Genomic DNA, 18892 nt, shown 5'->3' with positions numbered 1-18892 from the left:
CTCCCCGCCTTTTTCTTTGACAGGATTTGATCAGAGTTTTCGAAATGCCCGCTATCCGCATTCTTCCCGCAGACGACAATACCAATGGCTGGAGCAGGATATTGCCAGTCCGCACGCCGAAGGCGGCGCTGGCAGGCGATATCAAGGCCGACTGGATCGTGCTCGGCGCGGGATATGCGGGCGTGGCGGCCGCGCGACGGCTGGCCGGGAACCGTCCCAATGACCGGATTGCATTGATCGATGCGCAGGAGGTCGGGAAAGGCACATCGGGCCGCGCCGCGGGCTTTGCCATCGACCTGCCGCACAATGTCAGCTCCTCGATGGAGGAACTGGCCAAGTCGCAAAGCTATCGTGCGCTGGCCCGCGCCGCCATCGATCATCTGAAACAGCAGATCGACCGGCATGGGATCGACTGCGACTGGCGGCAGGATGGAAAATTTCACGCAGCGGTTTCCGATCAGGGCATGCGCGAGGTTCTTGAGCCGACCGTCAGGGAACTGGAACGCCTCAAGGAACCCTTCGACTGGCTCGAAGGCGATGCACTGGCCAAAAGGCTTGGCACGAACCATTTCAAGGCGGCAATCTTCACCTATGGCACGTCGCTTCTGAACCCGGCTGCCCTGGTGCGCGGCCTCGCCGACAGCCTGCCCGGCAATGTCACGCTTTACGAAAATTCCGCGGTCACCAGGATCGATTACGGCGAGCGCATCCACATCACGACGGCAAAGGGCAGCATTCAGGCGTCGGCCATGATCCTGACGGTCAATGGCTTTGGCGAGCAGTTCGGCTTTTTCAGGCGAAAGCTCCTCAACTTCGCCGCCCATGCCAGCTTGAGCCGCAAGCTTTCCGACGACGAATACAAGGCCATTGGCGAAATCGCGCCATGGGGGCTGACGCCCGCCAATTCCTTTTCCGGCATCACCATGCGCCTCACCTCGGACCGGCGCATACTGGTGCGGCAGAACGTGCATTTCTGCCCGTCGCTCCGCCAGTCGGATGCGCGCCGTGAAACGGTCGGGCGTGAGCACAAGCGCCTCTTCGACGAGCGTTTTCCCATGCTGCCCAATGTCGATATGGAACATACATGGACGGGCTTCATCTGCCTGTCGCGCAACGGCGCACCGGGTTTCGGACAGATTGCGAAGAATGTCTACACATCACTCTGCCAGAACGGCGTCGGCATCACCAAGGGCACGATAGGCGGCATTCTTGCCGCCGACATGGCTTGCGATATCGACAATCCGCTGATCGACGACATGCTCAAGCTCGGCAGCCCGACCGGGTTGCCGCCACGGCCTTTCCTCGATCTCGGCGTGCGGGCGCGTTTCGCATGGGAGCTGTGGCGAGCGCGCGCCGAAGTGTGACCCAAATCAGCCGGGCCAGATGTTGTATCACTCCCACAGAATAGCGCTTTTTAGCGGCCTTGCAGCGATAATGCTTGCGCGCTGCCGCGTTTTGCGTTGTATCGCCAGAGCGATATAGCAAGAAACCGCAAGCAATGCGGTGAATGGAATTTGCAGTGCGCTGCGCCCGGTCGGATGCGGGTTCGCTGCAAGCATAAACCGGGGAAATGTTTCAGGTGGCAGGAACACCGGAAGCGAACTCAGAACAAACCGGTCGTGACTGAAGCTGGCCGAGCGGAACACCCGGATTTCCGGTTTCCGCAACGCCGATGATCGATGCCGCGCCGAAGCGGAAATCGTTCGTTTGGTCACGGCGAGAAACAAGGAATGACATTGTGAGTCAGATCGCCTTCTGGGGTGCGGTCGAATTGGGCCTCGTCTTTGCATTTGTAGCCATCGGCGTCTATCTGGCGTTCCGTGTCCTCGATTTCCCCGATCTGACGGTTGACGGTTCGTTTCCACTGGGCGCCGCCGTAACCGGCGTGCTGATCCTTGGAGGCATGAATCCATGGCTCGCCGCGATCATCGCCATGATTGCCGGTGCCGCCGCCGGGCTCGTGACCGCGACGCTGAATGTGCGCTTCAAGATTCTCAATCTTCTTGCCTCCATTCTGACCATGATCGCGCTGTTCTCGGTCAATCTGCGCGTCATGGGCGCGCCCAACATTTCGCTCATCAGCCAGGACACCATGCTGACGCCGTTCTTCGGCCACGGCATCCCCGAATATTATGTGCGTCCGCTGTTCCTGTTCGTGCTGGTTGCCATTGCGGTGTTCATCGTCTGGCGCTTTCTGGAAAGCGACATGGGGCTTGCCATGCGAGCAACCGGCGCCAATCCGAAAATGGCACGCGCGCAGGGTGTGCGCACCGACCGGCAGATTTATCTCGGCATGGCGCTCTCCAACGCTCTGGTGGCGCTTGGCGGCGCGCTTTTCGCGCAGACCAACGGCTTTGCCGATGTGACGTCGGGTGCCGGCACCATCGTGGTTGGTCTTGCGGCGGTCATCATCGGTGAAACGCTGCTGCGCAGCCGGTTCATCCTGGTCATCCTGCTTGGCTGCGTGCTCGGTTCGATCATCTATCGCATCGCCATCCAGTTTGCGCTTTCCAAGGGATCGGCATTCGGCTTGCAGGCATCCGATCTCAACATCGCGACCGCCCTTCTCGTCACCTTCGCCCTGATATTGCCGCGCCTGCGTCGCGGAGGAGCATCGGCATGATCGAACTTTCCAATCTCGATGTCGTCTTCGGTCGCGGCACTCCGCTTGAAAAACAGGTCCTGAACAAGATCAGCCTGACCATGGATAAGGGCTCCTTCGTCACCGTCATCGGGTCGAACGGTGCCGGCAAATCGACCATGCTCGGCGTTCTTGCGGGCGATGTGATCCCCACCGCCGGCAAGGTCGTCATCGCCGGGCAGGACGTGACCCGCAAATCCACCGCCGACCGCGCCGGGCTGGTGGCCCGCGTGTTCCAGGATCCGCTGGCCGGAAGCTGCGGCACGCTGACCATCGAGGAAAATCTTGCGCTGGCAGCTTCGCGCGGCAAGTCGCGCGGCCTCACCCACGCACTCAATTCCAAACGCCGCGCCTGGTTCCGCGAGCGGGTGGCAAGCCTCAATCTCGGGCTTGAAAACCGCATGCATGACCGCATGGAGCTCTTGTCCGGCGGCCAGCGTCAGGCCCTGTCGCTCATCATGGCGACGCTTTCCGGCTCGGAGGTTCTGCTGCTCGACGAACACACGGCGGCCCTTGACCCCGGCATGGCCGAATTCGTCATGGAACTGACCCGCACACTGATTGCCGAAAACAAGCTGACCGCGCTGATGGTCACGCACTCAATGCGTCAGGCGCTCGATTATGGCGACCGGACGATCATGCTGCACGGTGGCAAGATCCTGCTCGATGTCACCGGCGACAAGCGCAAGACGCTGGGCGTCGAGGACCTCATCGACATGTTCCGCAAGGTGCGCGGCCAGACGCTGGACGATGACGCGCTGCTGATCGAATAGGACAGGCTCAAACAGAACTCAGGTTTTGCAAACAGCTTTGTTTCCCAGCCGTCGTTCAGTTTGAGCGGCGGCTGTTTTGTTTGAAGGCGAATTGCGCTAGTGAGTTTGCATGGCGCAGAAGAAAGCAAATGAAGTCGATAGTTTTCTGGCAAGACCGCCCAGCTCTTTCCCGGTCGTGCTGCTTTACGGCCCCGACAAGGGCCTGGTGAGCGAACGCGCGCGCCGTTTTGCCGAAGCCAGCAAATTGCCGCTGGATGACCCGTTTGCCGTCATTCGCATGGAAGCCGACGAAATCGAGGCCGATCCGGCGAAACTCGCCGACGAAGCCCGCACCATCTCCATGTTCGGCGGACAGCGCCTGATCTGGATCAAGAATGCTGCCGGCCAGAAGAAGCTTGCCGAAGCGATCAAGCTGCTTGCGACCGAGCCGCCGCAGGAAACATTCGTTCTGGTGGAAGCGGGCGATCTGAAGAAGGGGGCGGGTTTGCGCAGCGCCGTCGAAAACGCGCCTGCGGGCATGGCGCTTCCCTGCTATTCCGACGACAGCCGCGGCATCGATGGCGTCATCGATGACGTTCTGGCCGAATGGAAAATGCAGATCACGCTCGACGGCCGCCAGCTTCTGCGCGCAAGCCTTGGCGGCGATCGTCTTGCCACACGCGGCGAACTGGAAAAGCTCTGCCTTTATGCACGCGGCAAGGAACGCATCGATATCGATGACGTGCGCGAAGCGGTGGGCGATGTCGCGGGCCTTTCCACCGACGAGGTGATCGACGCGGTTCTCGCTGGCGACCTGCCACGTTTTGAAATTTCCTTCGATCGCGTCGTGAAATCCGGCACGGCACCCTTTCTGCTGCTCAACACGGCGATGCGCCAGTTCCAGCAGGTGCAGACATTACGCCATATTGCTGACACCGAGCGCAAAAGCGCCTCCGTGGTGGTGGCTGCAGCCCGCCCGCCGATCTTCTTCAACCGCAAGAAACTGATCGAGAATGCCGTCAGCCGCTGGAGCGGGGAAAGCCTTGCGCGCGTCATGGAACGCCTGCAGCGCGCCGTTCTCGAAAGCCGCCAGAATGCGAGCCTCGCCATTCCCATCATTCGCCAGTGCCTGCTGGCAATCAGCGTCGAGTCCCTGCGGAATGGGCGCCGATAACAAGGCATTTCCGGCAAAAGTGCGAAGCGGTTTTACGTTGGATAATGCGCAAAAACAAATGGATAGAGCATTTCCACTCGCGATACTTGAAATGATCTATCAATCACTTCAAGTATTTTTCTCAAATGAACGAAAAAAGCTCGCCGCCAATATGGCAACGAGCCTTCATCATCATCTATTGTTTTGGAAATCAGCTCTGGAGACGGCGGCAAATCTCATCGAGTTGCTCAAGAGAACTGTAGCGTATCTTGACCTCTCCACCGCGATCGCGATGATTGATTTCAACCTTCATGCCGGTAACATCGGAAAGCAGCTTTTCCAGCGCCTTGGTGTCGGCATCCTTTTCAACCGGGCCCGGCTTGGCCGGCCTGGCATTGGCTTCGCCACGGGCTTCCGCCTGCGCCAGCGCCTCGACCTGACGGACCGACAGACCATCCTTGACGATCCGTTCCGCCATCGCGGTCGGGTTTTCCATCGTGATGAGGCTTCGCGCATGGCCTGCCGAAAGCGCTCCATCGACAATGAAATCCTGCACGGGCTGCGGCAGCTTCAACAGGCGCAGCGTGTTGGCGACATGGCTGCGGCTTTTGCCGATGACCTGCGCCAGATCATTCTGCGTATAGTCGTGATTGTCGATAAGCTGTTGATATCCAAGCGCTTCTTCAACTGCGTTCAGGTCGGCGCGCTGCACGTTTTCGATGATGGCGATCTCAAGCGCCACGCGGTCGTCAACGTCGCGAACGATAACAGGGATCGTATCGACACCGGCCCGCTGCGATGCGCGCCAGCGGCGTTCACCGGCAATCAGCTCGAACCGGTCGGGCTGGCCGGGTGCGGGGCGCACGACGATCGGCTGCACGACACCGTGTTCCTTGATCGACTGCGCCAGATCCTCCAGCTCGCCTTCCGAAAACATGCGGCGCGGATTGCGCGGATTGCGCGTGACGAACTCAATCGGGACGTTCCGTTCAATGGGAACGGGCGCCTTGCGCTCTTCCACAGGGCGGTCGATTTCACCGATCAGCGCCGCTAATCCGCGGCCAAGGCGCTTTTTTGAAGGATCGTCATTCATCGCTCGGCTTATTCCTGAATTGTTTCGTCGTCGAATCGATCTGGAGCGGTTGCTTTAGTTAAATCGCCCCAAGGTGTTGTTTGCGCATGATTTTATCCGAAAACCGTTCCCACTTTTCGGAGCCATGCTCTACGCAGCCTGTAACTGCCGCTCGCGCTGGATGACTTCCGATGCGAGCTGCAAATAAGCCTGACTACCGGCGCATTTCAGATCGTAGAGAATTGCCGGTTTGCCATGCGAAGGTGCTTCCGAAACGCGCACATTGCGTGGAATGACAGTACGATAGACCTTCTCGCCCATAAAGGCGCGAACGTCATCCACCACCTGCGCCGCGAGATTGTTGCGGCTGTCGAACATGGTCAGCACAATACCCTGGATCGAAAGCTCGGGATTGATTGTCGAGCGGACCTGATCGACCGTCTGCAAAAGCTGGCTCAAGCCTTCCAGCGCAAAAAATTCGCATTGCAGCGGCACCAGAACGGAATCGGCGGCAGCCATCGCATTCAATGTCAGAAGATTGAGCGAAGGCGGGCAATCGACCAGCACATATGAGAAGCGTTCGGCCACGGCGGAATCGAAGCGCAAAGCGTCGCGCAAGCGCCGTGTGCGGTCGGCTGACTGGGCGATCTCCATTTCGATACCAAGCAGATCGAGCGTCGACGGTACGATGTGGAGATTTGGAACATCTGTCGGCATGGCGGCATCGGGCACCGAAGCTTCCTGCGTCAGCACGTCATAGGAAGACAGAGGCCGGTTGCGACGATCGATACCAAGACCGGTGCTGGCATTACCCTGCGGATCGAGATCGACAATCAGTACGGTCTCGCCAATCGCTGCCAATGCCGTGGCCAGATTGATGGCAGTGGTCGTCTTTCCCACGCCGCCTTTCTGGTTTGCAATGGTTATGATCCTGGACATTTTGTTCATCACCGTCGCCTTGCTGCTGTCCGCCCGTTCGAAATTTCCGCTATTCAGGCGCCTTTGCGCCGAAGATTGGTGATTTCGAGTATGACCGAAGCCTGATCGATAGCACTTTGATGTTGTACCAGATCGAAACTCCAACCGACACGGCTTTCATCGATCTCGCGCTGATAATCCCGACCTTTTTGGAAAAGGGCCTTGGCGCCCCTGGTCAGCCATGGCTCTGTCAGACCGAAAAGATCGTCGAGCGAAGCCAATGCCCGCGCGGTAACCACGTCCGGCGTCTCGATCTTCTGCCACATCGTTTCAATTCGCGCCGAATGAACCCGTGCCGGGACATTCAAATGTCCCGCAGCGGTGCGGAGGAACGCCGCCTTTTTCCCAGCACTTTCGACGAGATCCATAGCGCCGCCCGGCTGCTCTGCAAGAAAGCAGGCCGTCACGATGCCGGGAAAACCGCCACCGGAGCCGATATCCAGCCAGTTCCGGGCATCTCTCGCCAGCGGAAAAAGCTGCGCGCTGTCCAGAATATGGCGCGTCCAAAGCTCGTTCAAGGTAGAAGGCGATGCAAGATTGATCGCCTTGGACCATTTGCGAAACAGCTCTTCAAAGGCGATCAAACGGTCCGCTGTTTCACGTGAAACAGCGGGTACGATTGCTTTCAGGCTTTCAAAGCGGGTATCGGCGCTCATGCAGCGCCCTGCCCTTCGATGAGTTCTGCAGCCGCCTTATTGCGATAACCGAACTTCTTGATCTGTGCGATAAGAAGCGCCAACGCTGCCGGCGTCATCCCGTCAACCCGCTGTGCCTCGGCAATCGTTTCCGGCTTGCGCTGCTTGAGCTTGTGCTTCAACTCGTTGGAAAGACCGGATATTCCGTCAATGTCCAGCCCGGCTGGAATGAGCAGTTGTTCCTCGCGCTCCATGACCGCGATGTCGCTTTTCTGCCGATCCATATAGACGGCATATTGCGCTTCGATTTCCAGAGCTTCGCGCGCTGTCGGATCGATGGCATCCAGTTCCGGCCAGATCGGCTTCAACCGATCCAGATCGATTTCGGGATAGGACAGGAGATCATAGGCCGACCGGCGAACTCCATCCTGATTAAGATGCAGATCATATTGTTTAGCGAGATTGGGCGTAATCGTCAGCGACTGGGTCAGCGCCCGCGCCTTGCTCAAGGCCGCTTCGCGGGCTTCAAAGCGCTCCTTGCGGGCGTGTCCCAATATGCCAAGCCGGTCCGCCAGCGGTGTAAGACGCTGATCGGCATTATCCGCGCGAAGCGACAGGCGGAACTCGGCCCGCGAGGTAAACATGCGATAGGGTTCACTGACCCCGCGCGAGGTCAGGTCGTCAACCATCACGCCGATATAGGCTTCGGTGCGCTGGATAATGACGGGCTCGCCGCCAGAAGCACGACGCGCAGCATTGATGCCAGCGAGCAATCCTTGCGCGCCCGCTTCTTCGTAACCGGTCGTGCCGTTGATCTGTCCGGCCAGAAACAGGCCGGTGACTTTCCGGGTTTCAAGGCTGCGCTTCAGTTCACGCGGATCGATGAAATCATACTCGATCGCATAGCCGGGTTGCAGCATAACCGCCTTTTCAAGCCCCGGTATCGTCTTCAATATGTCGAGTTGCACGTCTTCCGGCAGCGAGGTCGAAATACCGTTTGGATAGACCGTATCGTCGTCCAGCCCTTCCGGCTCCAGGAATATCTGATGGCCGTCACGATCGCCAAACTTGACGATCTTGTCTTCCACAGACGGACAATAACGCGGCCCAATACCCTCGATCGAACCGGAATACATGGCAGAGCGATGCAGATTGGCGCGAATGATAGCGTGAGTTTCGGGCGTTGTCCGGGTAATGCCGCAGTCGATCTGCGGCGTGGTGATCCGGTCCGTCATAAGCGAAAACGGCACCGGGTCCTCATCGGCAGACTGCATGTCCAAGCTCTGCCAATCGATGGTGCGGCCATCCAGTCGCGGCGGCGTGCCGGTCTTGAGCCGCCCGAGCGCGAAACCGAAGGAGGTGAGACGTTCGGAAAGCCCAAGCGCAGGCTTTTCGCCCATGCGGCCAGCCGGAATCTTCTTCTCGCCGATATGGATCAACCCATTCAGGAACGTGCCTGTCGTCAGGACGACAGCGCTGCATGTCAGGGTTCGCCCATCGGACAGAATGACACCGGTGATGCGCCCATCCTGTTCCAGCAGATCATGGGCGCCGCCCTCGACCACCGACAGATTGTCCTGCGCGGCAATCATCTTCTGCATGGCAAGCCGATAAAGCTTTCGGTCTGCCTGGGTGCGCGGGCCGCGAACGGCCGGGCCCTTCCGGCGATTCAAAAGGCGAAACTGGATGCCGGCTTCGTCAGCGACACGGCCCATCAAACCATCAAGCGCATCGATCTCGCGCACGAGATGGCCCTTCCCCAATCCGCCAATCGCAGGATTGCAGGACATAACACCAATAGTATCAAAGCGATGCGTCACCAGTGCGGTCCTGGCGCCAGCGCGCGCAGCAGCCGAAGCCGCCTCGCATCCCGCGTGGCCGCCGCCGATTACAATGACATCAAAGACTGTGGCTTCGGTCGAACTCATGAGGTTCATCCTGACGCAACTCGAATCCGTTTCAGAAAGATGTCTCTTTGCCACGAATGGACTTCAAACGGAAGACCCAATCGGCTGACGGTGCGATCAAATCCCGGCGAAGGCCCGACTCATGAATGAATGAGCGAGTCAATCGCTCCGGCGAGATTCCACAGCTGTTTCACGTGAAACAATCTTCAATGCCGGTCATGCACCTGTTTCACGTGAATCATTTGCCAATGCAGAACTGGGAGAAAATGACGTCAAGTATCTCTTCCACATCAACATCGCCGGTGATGCGTCCGAGATATTGCGACGCCAGACGCATATTTTCTGCGCGTAGCTCGAGCGGGAAATTGGTTCCGTTCAATGCCTTGTCGATCTCCCCGACAGTGGATCGCAGAAGGCTGATATGCCTTTGCCGCGTAGGAACTGCGTCCTCGATCTGCCCAATCTGGGCTTCTGCAAAGTTTTGCAGATCGGTCAGCAAGCCGTCCAGCCCTTCGCCTGTTCTCGTCGAGATGCGGTAGGACCACCCGCCATCGGCCTTTTCGCTGAGGTCGGCTTTAGTACCGACCGTCCAGAGAGTGGCGGGCGTCTCCTCCGTTCCAATCACGACGGGGTCGTTCATATCTTCGAGCAGCAAGACCAGATCGGCATCGGCCATGCGGGCGCGGGCGCGTTCAATGCCGATTTTCTCGACCACGCTTTCCGTTTCGCGCAGGCCTGCCGTGTCCGTCACATAGACCGGAATGCCGCCAAGATCGAGCTTGACCTCCAGAAGGTCGCGGGTCGTGCCCGCTTCTTCCGATATGATCGCGACTTCGCGGCCAGCCAGAAAATTCAACAGGCTGGATTTCCCGGCATTGGGTGCGCCGACGATAACGACATGCAGCCCATCGCGCAGCATGGAAGCGCGTTTGCCGCTCGCAATATGGTTCTCGATCTCTGTTCTGAGCAGCGCGAGGGATTGCCAGACCTGCTCCGAGACTGATCCCGGCACATCGCTTTCATCGGCGAAATCGAGTTCCGCTTCGATAAAGGCACGGGCACGCAAAAGACGCTGGCGCCATTCCGTATAAAGCTCGCGCTGCGTACCGGAAGCGACCTGCAAGGCAAGCCGTCTTTGTCCCTCGGTTTCTGCTGCAATCAGATCGGCCAGACCTTCGGCAATGGTCAGATCCATCTTGCCATTGGAAAAAGCCCTTCGGGTAAACTCTCCGGCTTCCGCTATCCGGCATCCGGCGATTTCTCCAAGCTCCGCCAAGAGCCTTTCGACGACCGCCTTGCCGCCATGCGCATGAAATTCGGCGCAATCCTCACCGGTAAAGCTGTTCGGCCCAGGGAAAAAGAGCACCAGACCGTGATCGATCGGGTCACCATTACGGGCACGGAACAGCTTATAGGCTGCATTGCGAGGCGTGGGTAAGATCCCAATTATCGTTTCGAGTACGAATCGAACTCGTGGACCGGAAACGCGCACGACGGCGACGCCGGACGGCAGACGCCCGCTCGACAAAGCAAAAATCGTATCTTGAGGGAAAGCGATCTCGCTCATTCCGTTTCCTGACCTATAATCATAAGGACAAAGCAGCCAACGTGTGCTGAAGGAATGGCATATTCATTCGCGCAGTGAAAGAAAAGCCTTATGACAGAGTTCGACCGCAACGCCCTCGCTGGCAGCAACCGCCTTGCCGATGAACCGAGCGCCTATCTGCGCCAGCATGCCGATAATCCCGTTCACTGGCAGCCTTGGGGCAGGCAAGCTCTGGATGCTGCGAAGGAGCTGGATCGGCCCATTCTGCTTTCGGTCGGCTATGCCGCCTGCCACTGGTGCCATGTCATGGCGCATGAGTCTTTTGAAGACCCGGATGTAGCCGCGGTGATGAACGCCCTCTTCGTCAACGTAAAGGTGGACCGCGAAGAACGACCCGATATCGACCAGATCTATATGGCGGCACTGGGAGCGATGGGGCAGCAGGGCGGATGGCCGCTCACCATGTTTCTGCGCCCCGATGGCAAACCCTTCTGGGGCGGCACGTACTTCCCCCGGCACAAGCGCTACAACATGCCGGGTTTTGTCGATGTCCTGCACGCGGTCAATAATCTCTGGAACAAGGATAAAGAGAAAATTAACCATAATGCGCAAGCCGTTTTCGACCATCTGGAAGGCAGGCTCGCGGCGCAGATCGCCCCGGTTACGAACGAGGTCGAGCGGTTTGACGAGATCGCTACACGTATAGGCAGCCTGATCGATCCGCTGCGCGGCGGGATAGAGGGAGCGCCAAAGTTCCCGAACGCGCCTTTCATGGACAATCTGTGGCTCTCTTGGCTCTATGGCCGCAATGAAGCGCATCGCGACAATTTTCTTCTTTCGCTGAAAGTGATGCTGCAAGGCGGTATATATGACCATCTGGGTGGCGGGCTCTGCCGCTATTCCACGGACGCCGAATGGCTGGTGCCGCATTTTGAAAAAATGCTCTACGACAATGCGCAATTCATTCGCCATGCGACTTATGCTTTCGCCGAGACCGGAAATGATTTGTTTCATTTGCGAATCGAAGAGACGGTTGACTGGCTGAACCGGGAAATGCGCCTGTCCGATGGAAGTTTTGCCTCCAGTCTCGATGCCGATAGCGAAGGCGAAGAAGGACGCTTTTACGTCTGGAGCGAAGAGGAGATCGATGAGGCGCTCCGCGACGACAGCAAAGCCTTCAAGGACTATTACGGTGTGACGCCGGGCGGAAACTGGGAAGGCCACAACATCCTGAACCGCCTTCATGCGGTCGATGGCGGCGCCATCCTGCCCCCGATGATAGAAGCGTCACGGCAAAAGCTGCTTGCGCGTCGCGAATTGCGGACACGCCCCGGACGGGATGAGAAAGCGCTGACCGACTGGAACGGGCTTGCCATCCGTGCACTGGCCGAAGCAGGCCGCAGCTTCGGCAGGCAGGACTGGATCAATCTGGCGATCGATGCCTATCGTGCCATAATGAGCAGTTTCCGCGAGGGCCGCATCGCGCATTGCCGCATGGAAAATTCGCTTCTCTACCCTGCTCTTTCGACCGATTATGCAGCGATGATCAACGCGGCCATCGCCCTTCATGAAGCAACGAGCGAGCGGGCCTATATTGATGACGCGTTGAAGTTTAAGCAGGCGCTCGATGAGGCTCACAAGGATGGCACCGGTAATTATCGCCTGTCTGCACTGGATGCCGACGATGTCATCCTGCACGCCTATGGCGACTATGATGAAGCGATCCCCAGCGCCACCAGCCAGATCATCGAAGCGCTGACCCGACTGTTTCTGGCGACGGGCAATATCGAGCTTTATCAAATTAATGAGGCGCTGATCGAACAGGCGCTCGGGCGAGCCTTAGCCCAGCAATACGGGCAGATCGGCATATTGAATGCGGCGCGTTTTGCTGCCGAACCACTTTCCCTGGTCGTTGCGAGTGAAGACGATGCCGGAGAACTTGTTTCGATGGCGAATCGAAATCCCGATCCGCGCCGTGTCGACAAATTCGTGCGTTTCGAGCCCGGCAAGCCGATAGAATTGCCCACCGGGGGAATGGCGGAAACGGAACGTCCGTCAGCCTGGTTCTGCAAGGGGCATGTCTGCCTACCGCCTGTTGAAAACGCCGGCGCGTTGCGGCTATTGCTCGGCAAAACATCGTGAAACAAAAACGCCGCGACGGTTTCCCGCGCGGCGTCTCTGAAACGCTATAATCGAGCAATCTTTACGTATTCATCGAATCGAAGAATTCACCATTGCTCTTCGTCTGCTTCAGCTTGTCGATGAGGAATTCGATCGCGTCGGTCGTGCCCATCGGCGCGAGGATACGGCGCAGAACGAAAATCTTCTGCAGATCGGCGCGCGGTACGAGCAGGTCTTCCTTGCGGGTGCCGGACTTGAGAATGTCCATGGCCGGGAAGATACGCTTGTCGGCCACCTTGCGGTCGAGCACGATTTCCGAGTTGCCGGTGCCCTTGAATTCTTCAAAGATCACTTCGTCCATACGGCTGCCCGTATCGATCAGCGCGGTTGCGATGATGGTAAGCGAACCGCCTTCTTCGATGTTACGCGCGGCACCGAAGAAACGCTTCGGGCGCTGCAAAGCGTTGGCATCCACACCGCCGGTGAGAACCTTGCCGGAAGACGGCACAACGGTGTTGTAGGCGCGGCCAAGGCGGGTGATCGAATCGAGCAGGATCACGACGTCGCGGCCGTGCTCGACAAGGCGCTTGGCCTTTTCGATGACCATTTCAGCCACCTGAACGTGGCGCGCTGCCGGTTCATCGAAGGTCGAGGAAATCACTTCGCCCTTCACCGAGCGCTGCATGTCGGTCACTTCTTCCGGACGTTCATCGATCAGGAGAACGATCAGATAGCATTCCGGATGATTGGCGGTGATCGAATGGGCGATGTTCTGGAGAAGGACGGTCTTACCGGTGCGGGGCGGAGCGACGATGAGACCGCGCTGGCCCTTGCCGAGCGGCGCCACCAGATCGATGACGCGGGGGGACAGGTCCTTGGAGGTTGGAACTTCCAGCTCCATCTTGAAGCGCTCATTGGGATAGAGCGGCGTCAGATTGTCGAAGTGAACCTTGTGCCGGATTTTTTCCGGATCTTCGAAATTGATCGAGTTGACCTTGAGCAGCGCGAAATAACGTTCGCCTTCCTTGGGACCACGGATCGGCCCTTCGACCGTGTCGCCGGTCTTGAGGGAAAAGCGGCGCAGCTGCGAGGGAGAAATATAAATATCGTCAGGACCCGGCAGATAGTTGGCGTCGGCAGAGCGCAGGAAGCCAAATCCATCCTGCAGCACCTCGACGACACCCTCGCCGATGATTTCGACGTCCTGGGCCGCCAGCTTCTTGAGGATCGCGAACATCAGTTCCTGCTTGCGCATGGCGCTCGCGTTTTCGACCTCAAGCGTTTCGGCAAAAGCCAGCAGCTCCACCGGTGTCTTGTTCTTCAGTTCTTGTAGTTTCATTTCCTGCATGGATGAGGAACTCTTTGTAAATGTAGGGAGAAAATGCAGTTGTTCGGAAAGGTGGCCACATGAAGCTGTGACCGGCATCGAAGGCCTGCTGTCTTGAAGGGAAGAGGCTTACTACATACTGATTTGCAGCATGGAGAGCAAGTCTCATGTAGGGATAGCGCGAAATTTCTGCAACAGAAAAATGGCAGAAACCGGGTCGTGTAGTGGATTTGAAGCCATCTTGCCCACAAATGGACAGGTCATCGATCACTTCAAATCCGCAAACCACACGAATTCAGGGTGTTGCCGGTGCGGTTTTTGAAACCGGAATTTCCATTTTCACGGGCAATCTTCGAGAAAATTCCGGTTTCACCACACTGGCGGGGTTTCTTTTTGAAGTCGTTTTCTGATCAGAACGGCTTCACGATCACCAGTATGACGATCAGGATCATCAAAACTGTCGGCACTTCATTGATGATTCGCCAGTGCTTTGCAGAGCGCGTGTTGCGGTCTTCCGCAAAAAGCCGCGTGGATTTCGACAGATAGCCGTGAAGGCCGGACATCAGCACGACGAGCAGCAACTTCGCATGCAGCCAGCCGCCCTGAAAACCATAGATTTCCCACGCCATCCACAGGCCGGCGATCCAGGTCACGATCATGGCCGGGTTGATGATGAAGCGCAAAAGCCGCTTTTCCATCACCTTGAAGGTTTCCGATGTTTCGGAACCGGGTTTCGCGGCGGTGTGATAGACGAAAAGGCGCGGCAGATAGAGCATGCCCGCCATCCATGCGATGACCGCGATCACGTGCAGCGATTTGACCCAGAGATAGGCGTCGGCTGGATTCACGTGAAACAATGCCCAGACGCCGAGCGCCACCACGACGAGCGCGACGACGGTGCGAATGGCTACTGCCGAACCGCGATTTTCCGGAGCTGTCTGGCTCATGATTTTCCTCCGCGAATACGGTCGATCATGCGTTGCACGTTTTCAACAGGCGCCTGCGGCGTGATCCCGTGCCCGAGATTGAAGATCAGCGGTCCCTGGCCGAGACGCTCCAGAATGGCGTCCACGCCTTCATCGAGGGCATTGCCGCCGGCCACCACGCGCAACGGATCGAGATTGCCCTGTATCGCTCCCTCGTTCTGTAGGGAAGCGGCAAAGGACAGGGGAACGGACCAGTCGAGACCGAGGGCGTCCACGCCGGTCTTCTCGCGATAGCCTGCATAAAGCATCCCTGCCCCTTTCGGGAAGCCGATGATGCGGGCTTCGGGGTAGACCGCCCTCACCTTCTGGACGATCCGGGCAACGGGCTGGATGCAGAAACGTTCAAAACAGTCCTCGTCCAGAACACCAGACCAGGAATCGAAAATCTGCACCGCATCGGCACCGGCGTCGAGCTGTTCGATGAGATATTCGGCGGAAACATCGGCAAGATCGTTCAGAAGCTTTTCAAAGGCTTCCGGGAAGCGATAGGCGAAAAGACGGGCGGGCGCCTGGTCTGGCGTGCCATGTCCGGCGATCATATAGGTCGCAACGGTCCAGGGAGCGCCACAGAAGCCGAGCAGCGTGGTTTCGTCGGGCAACTGCTCGCGCAGCAGCCGAACCGTCTCATAGACCGGCTCCAGCCGTTTGGCGACGCCTTCGGTCTCAAGCCAGAAAATCTCGTCGGCATCGATCGGCGTCATCAAGGGTCCCCTCCCTTCTTCAAAGCGAAGGTCGCGGCCAAGGGCATGGGGGATGACGAGAATGTCGGAAAACAGGATGGCTGCATCAAAGCCAAACCGGCGGATCGGCTGAAGCGTCACTTCGACAGCCAGATCGGGCGAATAGCAGAGGTCGAGAAAGCTCCCGGCCTTTTTCCGCGTCTCGCGATATTCGGGAAGATAGCGTCCGGCCTGGCGCATCATCCAGATGGGCGGTGGGAAGATCGCTTCACCGTCGATCACTCTCAAGACTTTGCGCTTCATGTCTTTTCCATTCCACCCTGTGTGTTGCCTCAACCGTCCTTGGTCTGAAACTTATCCAATGCGGTTCTCATAAAGAAAGGATGATTCAGGAATCTTTTGATTCTTAGAGTCTGTTGGAATCGGGGATTAAGGTCTGTCCTGTTTTTCCCCACAGTTTCCATGCGGTCATGTCATCCTGTGCAATCATTCACCGATAGTCTGACCAAAAACAATGAAAACTCAATTCCCTCTTTTAATATAAGAGGTTACCAATTGACGCAGTTCATGCGCATTTGTGGAAAAGCTGGGAATAAAGGCGGGCTTTCGCGGATTCGTGAGTCTTGTCCACATTTGTTGATGACCGCTCGCCACATGTTCGCCCGCTGTGGATGACTTGCCAAGTTTCCCACGGCCTGCCATGGCTTGTGGAAGACGTTCGGCCTTTACGCACAGCCGTCAACAGGAGGGCAACAAAACTGTGACCAGACCGCTTTCCTACTTTCATCTTCATCTGATTTCTGATGCGACCGGAGAGACTCTCCTGGCGGCGGGCCGTGCGGCAGCGGCGCAATATGCCAATGCGCGGGCCATCGAGCACATCTACCCGCTGATCCGCACCGAAAAGCAGCTGCGCAAGGTTCTCGAAGGCATCGATGCGGAGCCGGGCATCGTTCTCTACACGATCGTGGACCAGAAACTGGCGGCGATCATCGACGAATCCTGCGCCGAAATGGGCGTGCCGAGCGTTTCCGTGCTGGAGCCGGTGCTCAATACGTTCCAATCCTATCTCGGCGCGCCGGCGCATCGCCGTGCGAGCGCGCAGCATGTCCTCAATGCCGATTATTTCCGGCGGATCGACGCGCTCAATTTCACGATGGAACATGATGACGGGCAATTGCCCTTCGATATAGAGGAAGCCGACGTCATTCTGGTCGGCATTTCGCGCACGTCCAAGACGCCGACGAGCATCTATCTGGCCAATCGCGGCATCAAGGCCACCAATGTTCCGATCGTGCTCGGCATTCCCCTGCCCGAAGTGCTTTTTACGACGAAACGACCATTGATCGTGGGGCTGGTCGCGACGGCCGAACGGATTTCGCAAATCCGCCAGAACCGGCCGCTCGGCAATGTGCCGTCGCTGGATACCGGACTTTATACGGACCGCGTTTCCATCTCGGAAGAACTGGCCTATGCGCGTAATATATGCAATCGGCACGGCTGGCCGATCATCGATGTGTCGCGCCGGTCGATTGAGGAAACCGCGGCGGCTATCCTCGCTTTGCTGCGCGAAAAGACGAATAGAAGGGATCTCGATCATGTCTGACCTCATCCTCGCCTCCAAAAGCCCTTTCCGTTCGGCCCTGCTGAAAAATGCCGGCATAGAGTTTTCGACGGCTAGTGCGGAGATCGACGAGCGCGCGGTGGAGGCCCCGCTTTACGAAACGGGCGCCACGTCGGAGGAAGTCGCGCAGGTTCTGGCCGAGGCGAAGGCGCTCGATGTGAGCGAGAAGAACCCCGGCGCGGTGGTGATCGGCTGCGACCAGACATTGTCGCTCGGCGACGAGATTTTCCACAAGCCCGCCGACATGGAAGCAGCCCGCCGACAGCTCCTGAAATTTTCCGGCATGACCCATCAGCTGAACAGCGCCGTCGTGCTGGTGAAGGATGGCGAGACCCTGTGGCGTCACGTTTCGATTGCCCGCATGACGATGCGCGACCTCGATCCGGGCTTTGTCGGGCGCTATCTCGGTCGCGTCGGCGATGCCGCGCTATCGAGCGTCGGCGCCTATCAGGTCGAAGGCCCCGGCATCCAGCTTTTCGACAGGATCGATGGCGATTATTTCACGATTGTCGGTCTGCCGCTCCTGCCGCTGCTGGCTGAACTGCGGAAGGAAAAACTGATCGATGGCTGATCAAGTCACGAAGAAGGCTTTTGTCACAGGCTTTCCCATAAAACATTCGCGCTCGCCGCTGATCCACGGTTTCTGGCTCGCCGAACTGGGGATCGACGGTTCATATGAGGCGGTAGAAGTGAAACCAGAGGACTTTGCCGCCTTCGCTTCCTCGCTTGCCGCAAACGGTTTTGCCGGTGGCAATGTCACCATTCCGCACAAGGAGGCAGCCTTTGCCGCCGTGGAAAGTCTGGATGACGCTGCCAGGGCCATTGGCGCGGTCAACACGCTCTGGCTCGAAAACGGCAGGCTTCATGGCGGCAATACGGATGCTTACGGATTTGCCGCCAATCTCGATGCATCGGTTCCCGGCTGGGACAAGGCCGACAGCGCCCTTGTTCTGGGTGCGGGCGGCGCAAGCCGGGCAATCGTCCATGCGCTTTTGACGCGCGGCTTCACGAAAGTCGCCATCGTCAATCGCACGGTGAGCCGGGCGGAGGATCTCGCTGCCCATTTTGGACCGCGTGTCTCGGCGCATGGCTGGGACGCGGCGCAGGATCTGGTTTCGGACGCGGGGCTGATCGTCAACACGACATCGCTCGGCATGAGCGGCCATGACGAGGGCGAGGCCTTCCCGCTCGATCTCGGCAAGGCGTCACCAAAGGCGGTCGCCACCGATATTGTTTATGTGCCGCTCCAGACCCCCTTCCTGAAGAAAGCCGATGAGGCCGGACTGACCACCGTGGACGGGCTTGGCATGCTGCTGCATCAGGCCGTTCCGGGCTTCGAACGCTGGTTCGGCAAAAGGCCGCAAGTGACGAAAGCCCTGCGCGAGCATATTCTGGCTGATATGGAAAAGGCTGGCGCTCTGGTATCCGAATCAAAAAGCGTCAGGCCGTCGTGAAATGGCGATCTTGGAA

At 58.2% G+C, this 18892-nt stretch carries 18 protein-coding genes; 8 read left to right on the top strand and 10 right to left on the bottom strand.

The features are described 5' to 3' along the window. Nucleotides 1–44: 44 nt before the first annotated feature. Nucleotides 45–1364, top strand: a complete 1320-nt coding sequence (locus tag ABWW28_RS14890) for an NAD(P)/FAD-dependent oxidoreductase (RefSeq protein WP_151658415.1) — start codon at nucleotides 45–47, stop codon at nucleotides 1362–1364. A 27-nt stretch (nucleotides 1365–1391) separates the two neighbouring features. On the opposite strand, the gene ABWW28_RS14885 is transcribed toward ABWW28_RS14890, so the two are convergent. Continuing rightward, nucleotides 1392–1727, bottom strand: coding sequence for a hypothetical protein (locus ABWW28_RS14885; RefSeq protein WP_128006136.1), 336 nt, complete (start codon nucleotides 1725–1727; stop codon nucleotides 1392–1394). A gap of 11 nt (nucleotides 1728–1738) precedes the next feature. Between ABWW28_RS14885 and ABWW28_RS14880 the strand changes: the two genes are divergently transcribed. The 3 genes from ABWW28_RS14880 to holA all read left to right on the top strand — a co-directional run bounded on the left by ABWW28_RS14880 (nucleotide 1739) and on the right by holA (nucleotide 4567). After that, entirely contained in the window at nucleotides 1739–2623 is an 885-nt protein-coding gene (locus ABWW28_RS14880; protein WP_006468035.1) for an ABC transporter permease, read from the top strand. After that, on the top strand, nucleotides 2620–3414 hold the full coding sequence (locus ABWW28_RS14875; protein ID WP_021587534.1) for an ABC transporter ATP-binding protein: 795 nt from the start codon (nucleotides 2620–2622) through the stop codon (nucleotides 3412–3414). Before ABWW28_RS14880 ends, ABWW28_RS14875 begins: the two co-directional genes overlap by 4 nt. Before the next feature lie 109 nt (nucleotides 3415–3523). Further along, nucleotides 3524–4567 (top strand): DNA polymerase III subunit delta, encoded by a 1044-nt coding sequence (holA, locus tag ABWW28_RS14870; RefSeq protein ID WP_353391243.1) that lies wholly within the window; start codon nucleotides 3524–3526, stop codon nucleotides 4565–4567. A gap of 190 nt (nucleotides 4568–4757) precedes the next feature. On the opposite strand, the gene ABWW28_RS14865 is transcribed toward holA, so the two are convergent. The 5 genes from ABWW28_RS14865 to mnmE form a co-directional block, all read right to left on the bottom strand. Further along, nucleotides 4758–5639 (bottom strand): ParB/RepB/Spo0J family partition protein, encoded by an 882-nt coding sequence (locus ABWW28_RS14865; protein WP_021587536.1) that lies wholly within the window; start codon nucleotides 5637–5639, stop codon nucleotides 4758–4760. Between the two features lie 129 nt (nucleotides 5640–5768). After that, nucleotides 5769–6566 (bottom strand): ParA family protein, encoded by a 798-nt coding sequence (locus ABWW28_RS14860; RefSeq protein ID WP_006470999.1) that lies wholly within the window; start codon nucleotides 6564–6566, stop codon nucleotides 5769–5771. 44 nt (nucleotides 6567–6610) lie between these two features. Beyond that, complete coding sequence (gene rsmG, locus ABWW28_RS14855; protein ID WP_021587537.1) at nucleotides 6611–7252, bottom strand: 16S rRNA (guanine(527)-N(7))-methyltransferase RsmG; 642 nt, start codon at nucleotides 7250–7252, stop codon at nucleotides 6611–6613. Beyond that, nucleotides 7249–9159 carry a tRNA uridine-5-carboxymethylaminomethyl(34) synthesis enzyme MnmG gene (gene mnmG, locus ABWW28_RS14850; RefSeq protein WP_031347116.1) on the bottom strand — a complete coding sequence of 637 codons (1911 nt, stop codon included), beginning with the start codon at nucleotides 9157–9159 and terminating at the stop codon, nucleotides 7249–7251. Before mnmG ends, rsmG begins: the two co-directional genes overlap by 4 nt. A 217-nt stretch (nucleotides 9160–9376) precedes the next feature. After that, a complete protein-coding gene (gene mnmE / locus ABWW28_RS14845; RefSeq protein WP_021587539.1) occupies nucleotides 9377–10705 on the bottom strand; it encodes a tRNA uridine-5-carboxymethylaminomethyl(34) synthesis GTPase MnmE in 1329 nt (442 codons plus the stop codon). A 90-nt stretch (nucleotides 10706–10795) separates the two neighbouring features. On the opposite strand from mnmE, the gene ABWW28_RS14840 reads away from it, so the two are divergent. After that, entirely contained in the window at nucleotides 10796–12826 is a 2031-nt protein-coding gene (locus ABWW28_RS14840) for a thioredoxin domain-containing protein (RefSeq protein ID WP_021587540.1), read from the top strand. A 61-nt stretch (nucleotides 12827–12887) separates the two neighbouring features. Here the strand turns inward: ABWW28_RS14840 and rho are convergent, their stop codons facing one another. The 4 genes from rho to hemE all read right to left on the bottom strand — a co-directional run bounded on the left by rho (nucleotide 12888) and on the right by hemE (nucleotide 16101). Beyond that, nucleotides 12888–14153: a transcription termination factor Rho gene (gene rho / locus ABWW28_RS14835; protein WP_006468044.1), complete on the bottom strand. Its 1266-nt coding sequence runs from the start codon at nucleotides 14151–14153 to the stop codon at nucleotides 12888–12890. Further along, nucleotides 14080–14403 carry a hypothetical protein gene (locus tag ABWW28_RS14830; RefSeq protein WP_164874697.1) on the bottom strand — a complete coding sequence of 108 codons (324 nt, stop codon included), beginning with the start codon at nucleotides 14401–14403 and terminating at the stop codon, nucleotides 14080–14082. Before ABWW28_RS14830 ends, rho begins: the two co-directional genes overlap by 74 nt. Nucleotides 14404–14542: 139 nt before the next feature. Further along, a complete protein-coding gene (gene hemJ / locus ABWW28_RS14825; protein WP_021587542.1) occupies nucleotides 14543–15079 on the bottom strand; it encodes a protoporphyrinogen oxidase HemJ in 537 nt (178 codons plus the stop codon). Continuing rightward, nucleotides 15076–16101, bottom strand: a complete 1026-nt coding sequence (gene hemE, locus ABWW28_RS14820; RefSeq protein WP_021587543.1) for a uroporphyrinogen decarboxylase — start codon at nucleotides 16099–16101, stop codon at nucleotides 15076–15078. The genes hemJ and hemE overlap by 4 nt, the downstream gene beginning before the upstream one ends. A gap of 457 nt (nucleotides 16102–16558) precedes the next feature. Here hemE and ABWW28_RS14815 point away from each other — a divergent pair, with 457 nt between their 5' ends. The 3 genes from ABWW28_RS14815 to ABWW28_RS14805 are packed head-to-tail and all read left to right on the top strand — an operon-like array spanning nucleotide 16559 to nucleotide 18876. After that, complete coding sequence (locus ABWW28_RS14815; protein WP_006471003.1) at nucleotides 16559–17404, top strand: pyruvate, water dikinase regulatory protein; 846 nt, start codon at nucleotides 16559–16561, stop codon at nucleotides 17402–17404. Continuing rightward, nucleotides 17397–17993 (top strand): Maf-like protein, encoded by a 597-nt coding sequence (locus ABWW28_RS14810; RefSeq protein WP_210268886.1) that lies wholly within the window; start codon nucleotides 17397–17399, stop codon nucleotides 17991–17993. Before ABWW28_RS14815 ends, ABWW28_RS14810 begins: the two co-directional genes overlap by 8 nt. Then, a complete protein-coding gene (locus ABWW28_RS14805) occupies nucleotides 17986–18876 on the top strand; it encodes a shikimate dehydrogenase (protein ID WP_021587545.1) in 891 nt (296 codons plus the stop codon). The genes ABWW28_RS14810 and ABWW28_RS14805 overlap by 8 nt, the downstream gene beginning before the upstream one ends. Nucleotides 18877–18892: the final 16 nt, after the last annotated feature.

Origin of the sequence: Brucella sp. NBRC 14130 (assembly GCF_040371715.1) — a bacterium.
Classification (GTDB): Bacteria; Pseudomonadota; Alphaproteobacteria; order Rhizobiales; family Rhizobiaceae; genus Brucella; species Brucella intermedia.
The sequence above is the reverse complement of the archived record's forward strand: the minus strand, read 5'-3'. Positions and strand labels throughout refer to the sequence as shown.

What these genes read in the sequence shown, in the direction of transcription:
- ABWW28_RS14890 (WP_151658415.1), top strand. Translation starts at nt 45, where the DNA reads ATGCCCGCTATCCGCATTCTTCCCGCAGACGACAATACCAATGGCTGG.
- ABWW28_RS14875 (WP_021587534.1), top strand. Translation starts at nt 2,620, where the DNA reads ATGATCGAACTTTCCAATCTCGATGTCGTCTTCGGTCGCGGCACTCCG.
- holA (WP_353391243.1), top strand. Translation starts at nt 3,524, where the DNA reads ATGGCGCAGAAGAAAGCAAATGAAGTCGATAGTTTTCTGGCAAGACCG.
- ABWW28_RS14865 (WP_021587536.1), bottom strand. Translation starts at nt 5,639, where the DNA reads ATGAATGACGATCCTTCAAAAAAGCGCCTTGGCCGCGGATTAGCGGCG.
- ABWW28_RS14860 (WP_006470999.1), bottom strand. Translation starts at nt 6,566, where the DNA reads ATGAACAAAATGTCCAGGATCATAACCATTGCAAACCAGAAAGGCGGC.
- rsmG (WP_021587537.1), bottom strand. Translation starts at nt 7,252, where the DNA reads ATGAGCGCCGATACCCGCTTTGAAAGCCTGAAAGCAATCGTACCCGCT.
- mnmG (WP_031347116.1), bottom strand. Translation starts at nt 9,159, where the DNA reads ATGAGTTCGACCGAAGCCACAGTCTTTGATGTCATTGTAATCGGCGGC.
- mnmE (WP_021587539.1), bottom strand. Translation starts at nt 10,705, where the DNA reads ATGAGCGAGATCGCTTTCCCTCAAGATACGATTTTTGCTTTGTCGAGC.
- ABWW28_RS14840 (WP_021587540.1), top strand. Translation starts at nt 10,796, where the DNA reads ATGACAGAGTTCGACCGCAACGCCCTCGCTGGCAGCAACCGCCTTGCC.
- rho (WP_006468044.1), bottom strand. Translation starts at nt 14,153, where the DNA reads ATGCAGGAAATGAAACTACAAGAACTGAAGAACAAGACACCGGTGGAG.
- hemJ (WP_021587542.1), bottom strand. Translation starts at nt 15,079, where the DNA reads ATGAGCCAGACAGCTCCGGAAAATCGCGGTTCGGCAGTAGCCATTCGC.
- hemE (WP_021587543.1), bottom strand. Translation starts at nt 16,101, where the DNA reads ATGAAGCGCAAAGTCTTGAGAGTGATCGACGGTGAAGCGATCTTCCCA.
- ABWW28_RS14810 (WP_210268886.1), top strand. Translation starts at nt 17,397, where the DNA reads ATGTCTGACCTCATCCTCGCCTCCAAAAGCCCTTTCCGTTCGGCCCTG.
- ABWW28_RS14805 (WP_021587545.1), top strand. Translation starts at nt 17,986, where the DNA reads ATGGCTGATCAAGTCACGAAGAAGGCTTTTGTCACAGGCTTTCCCATA.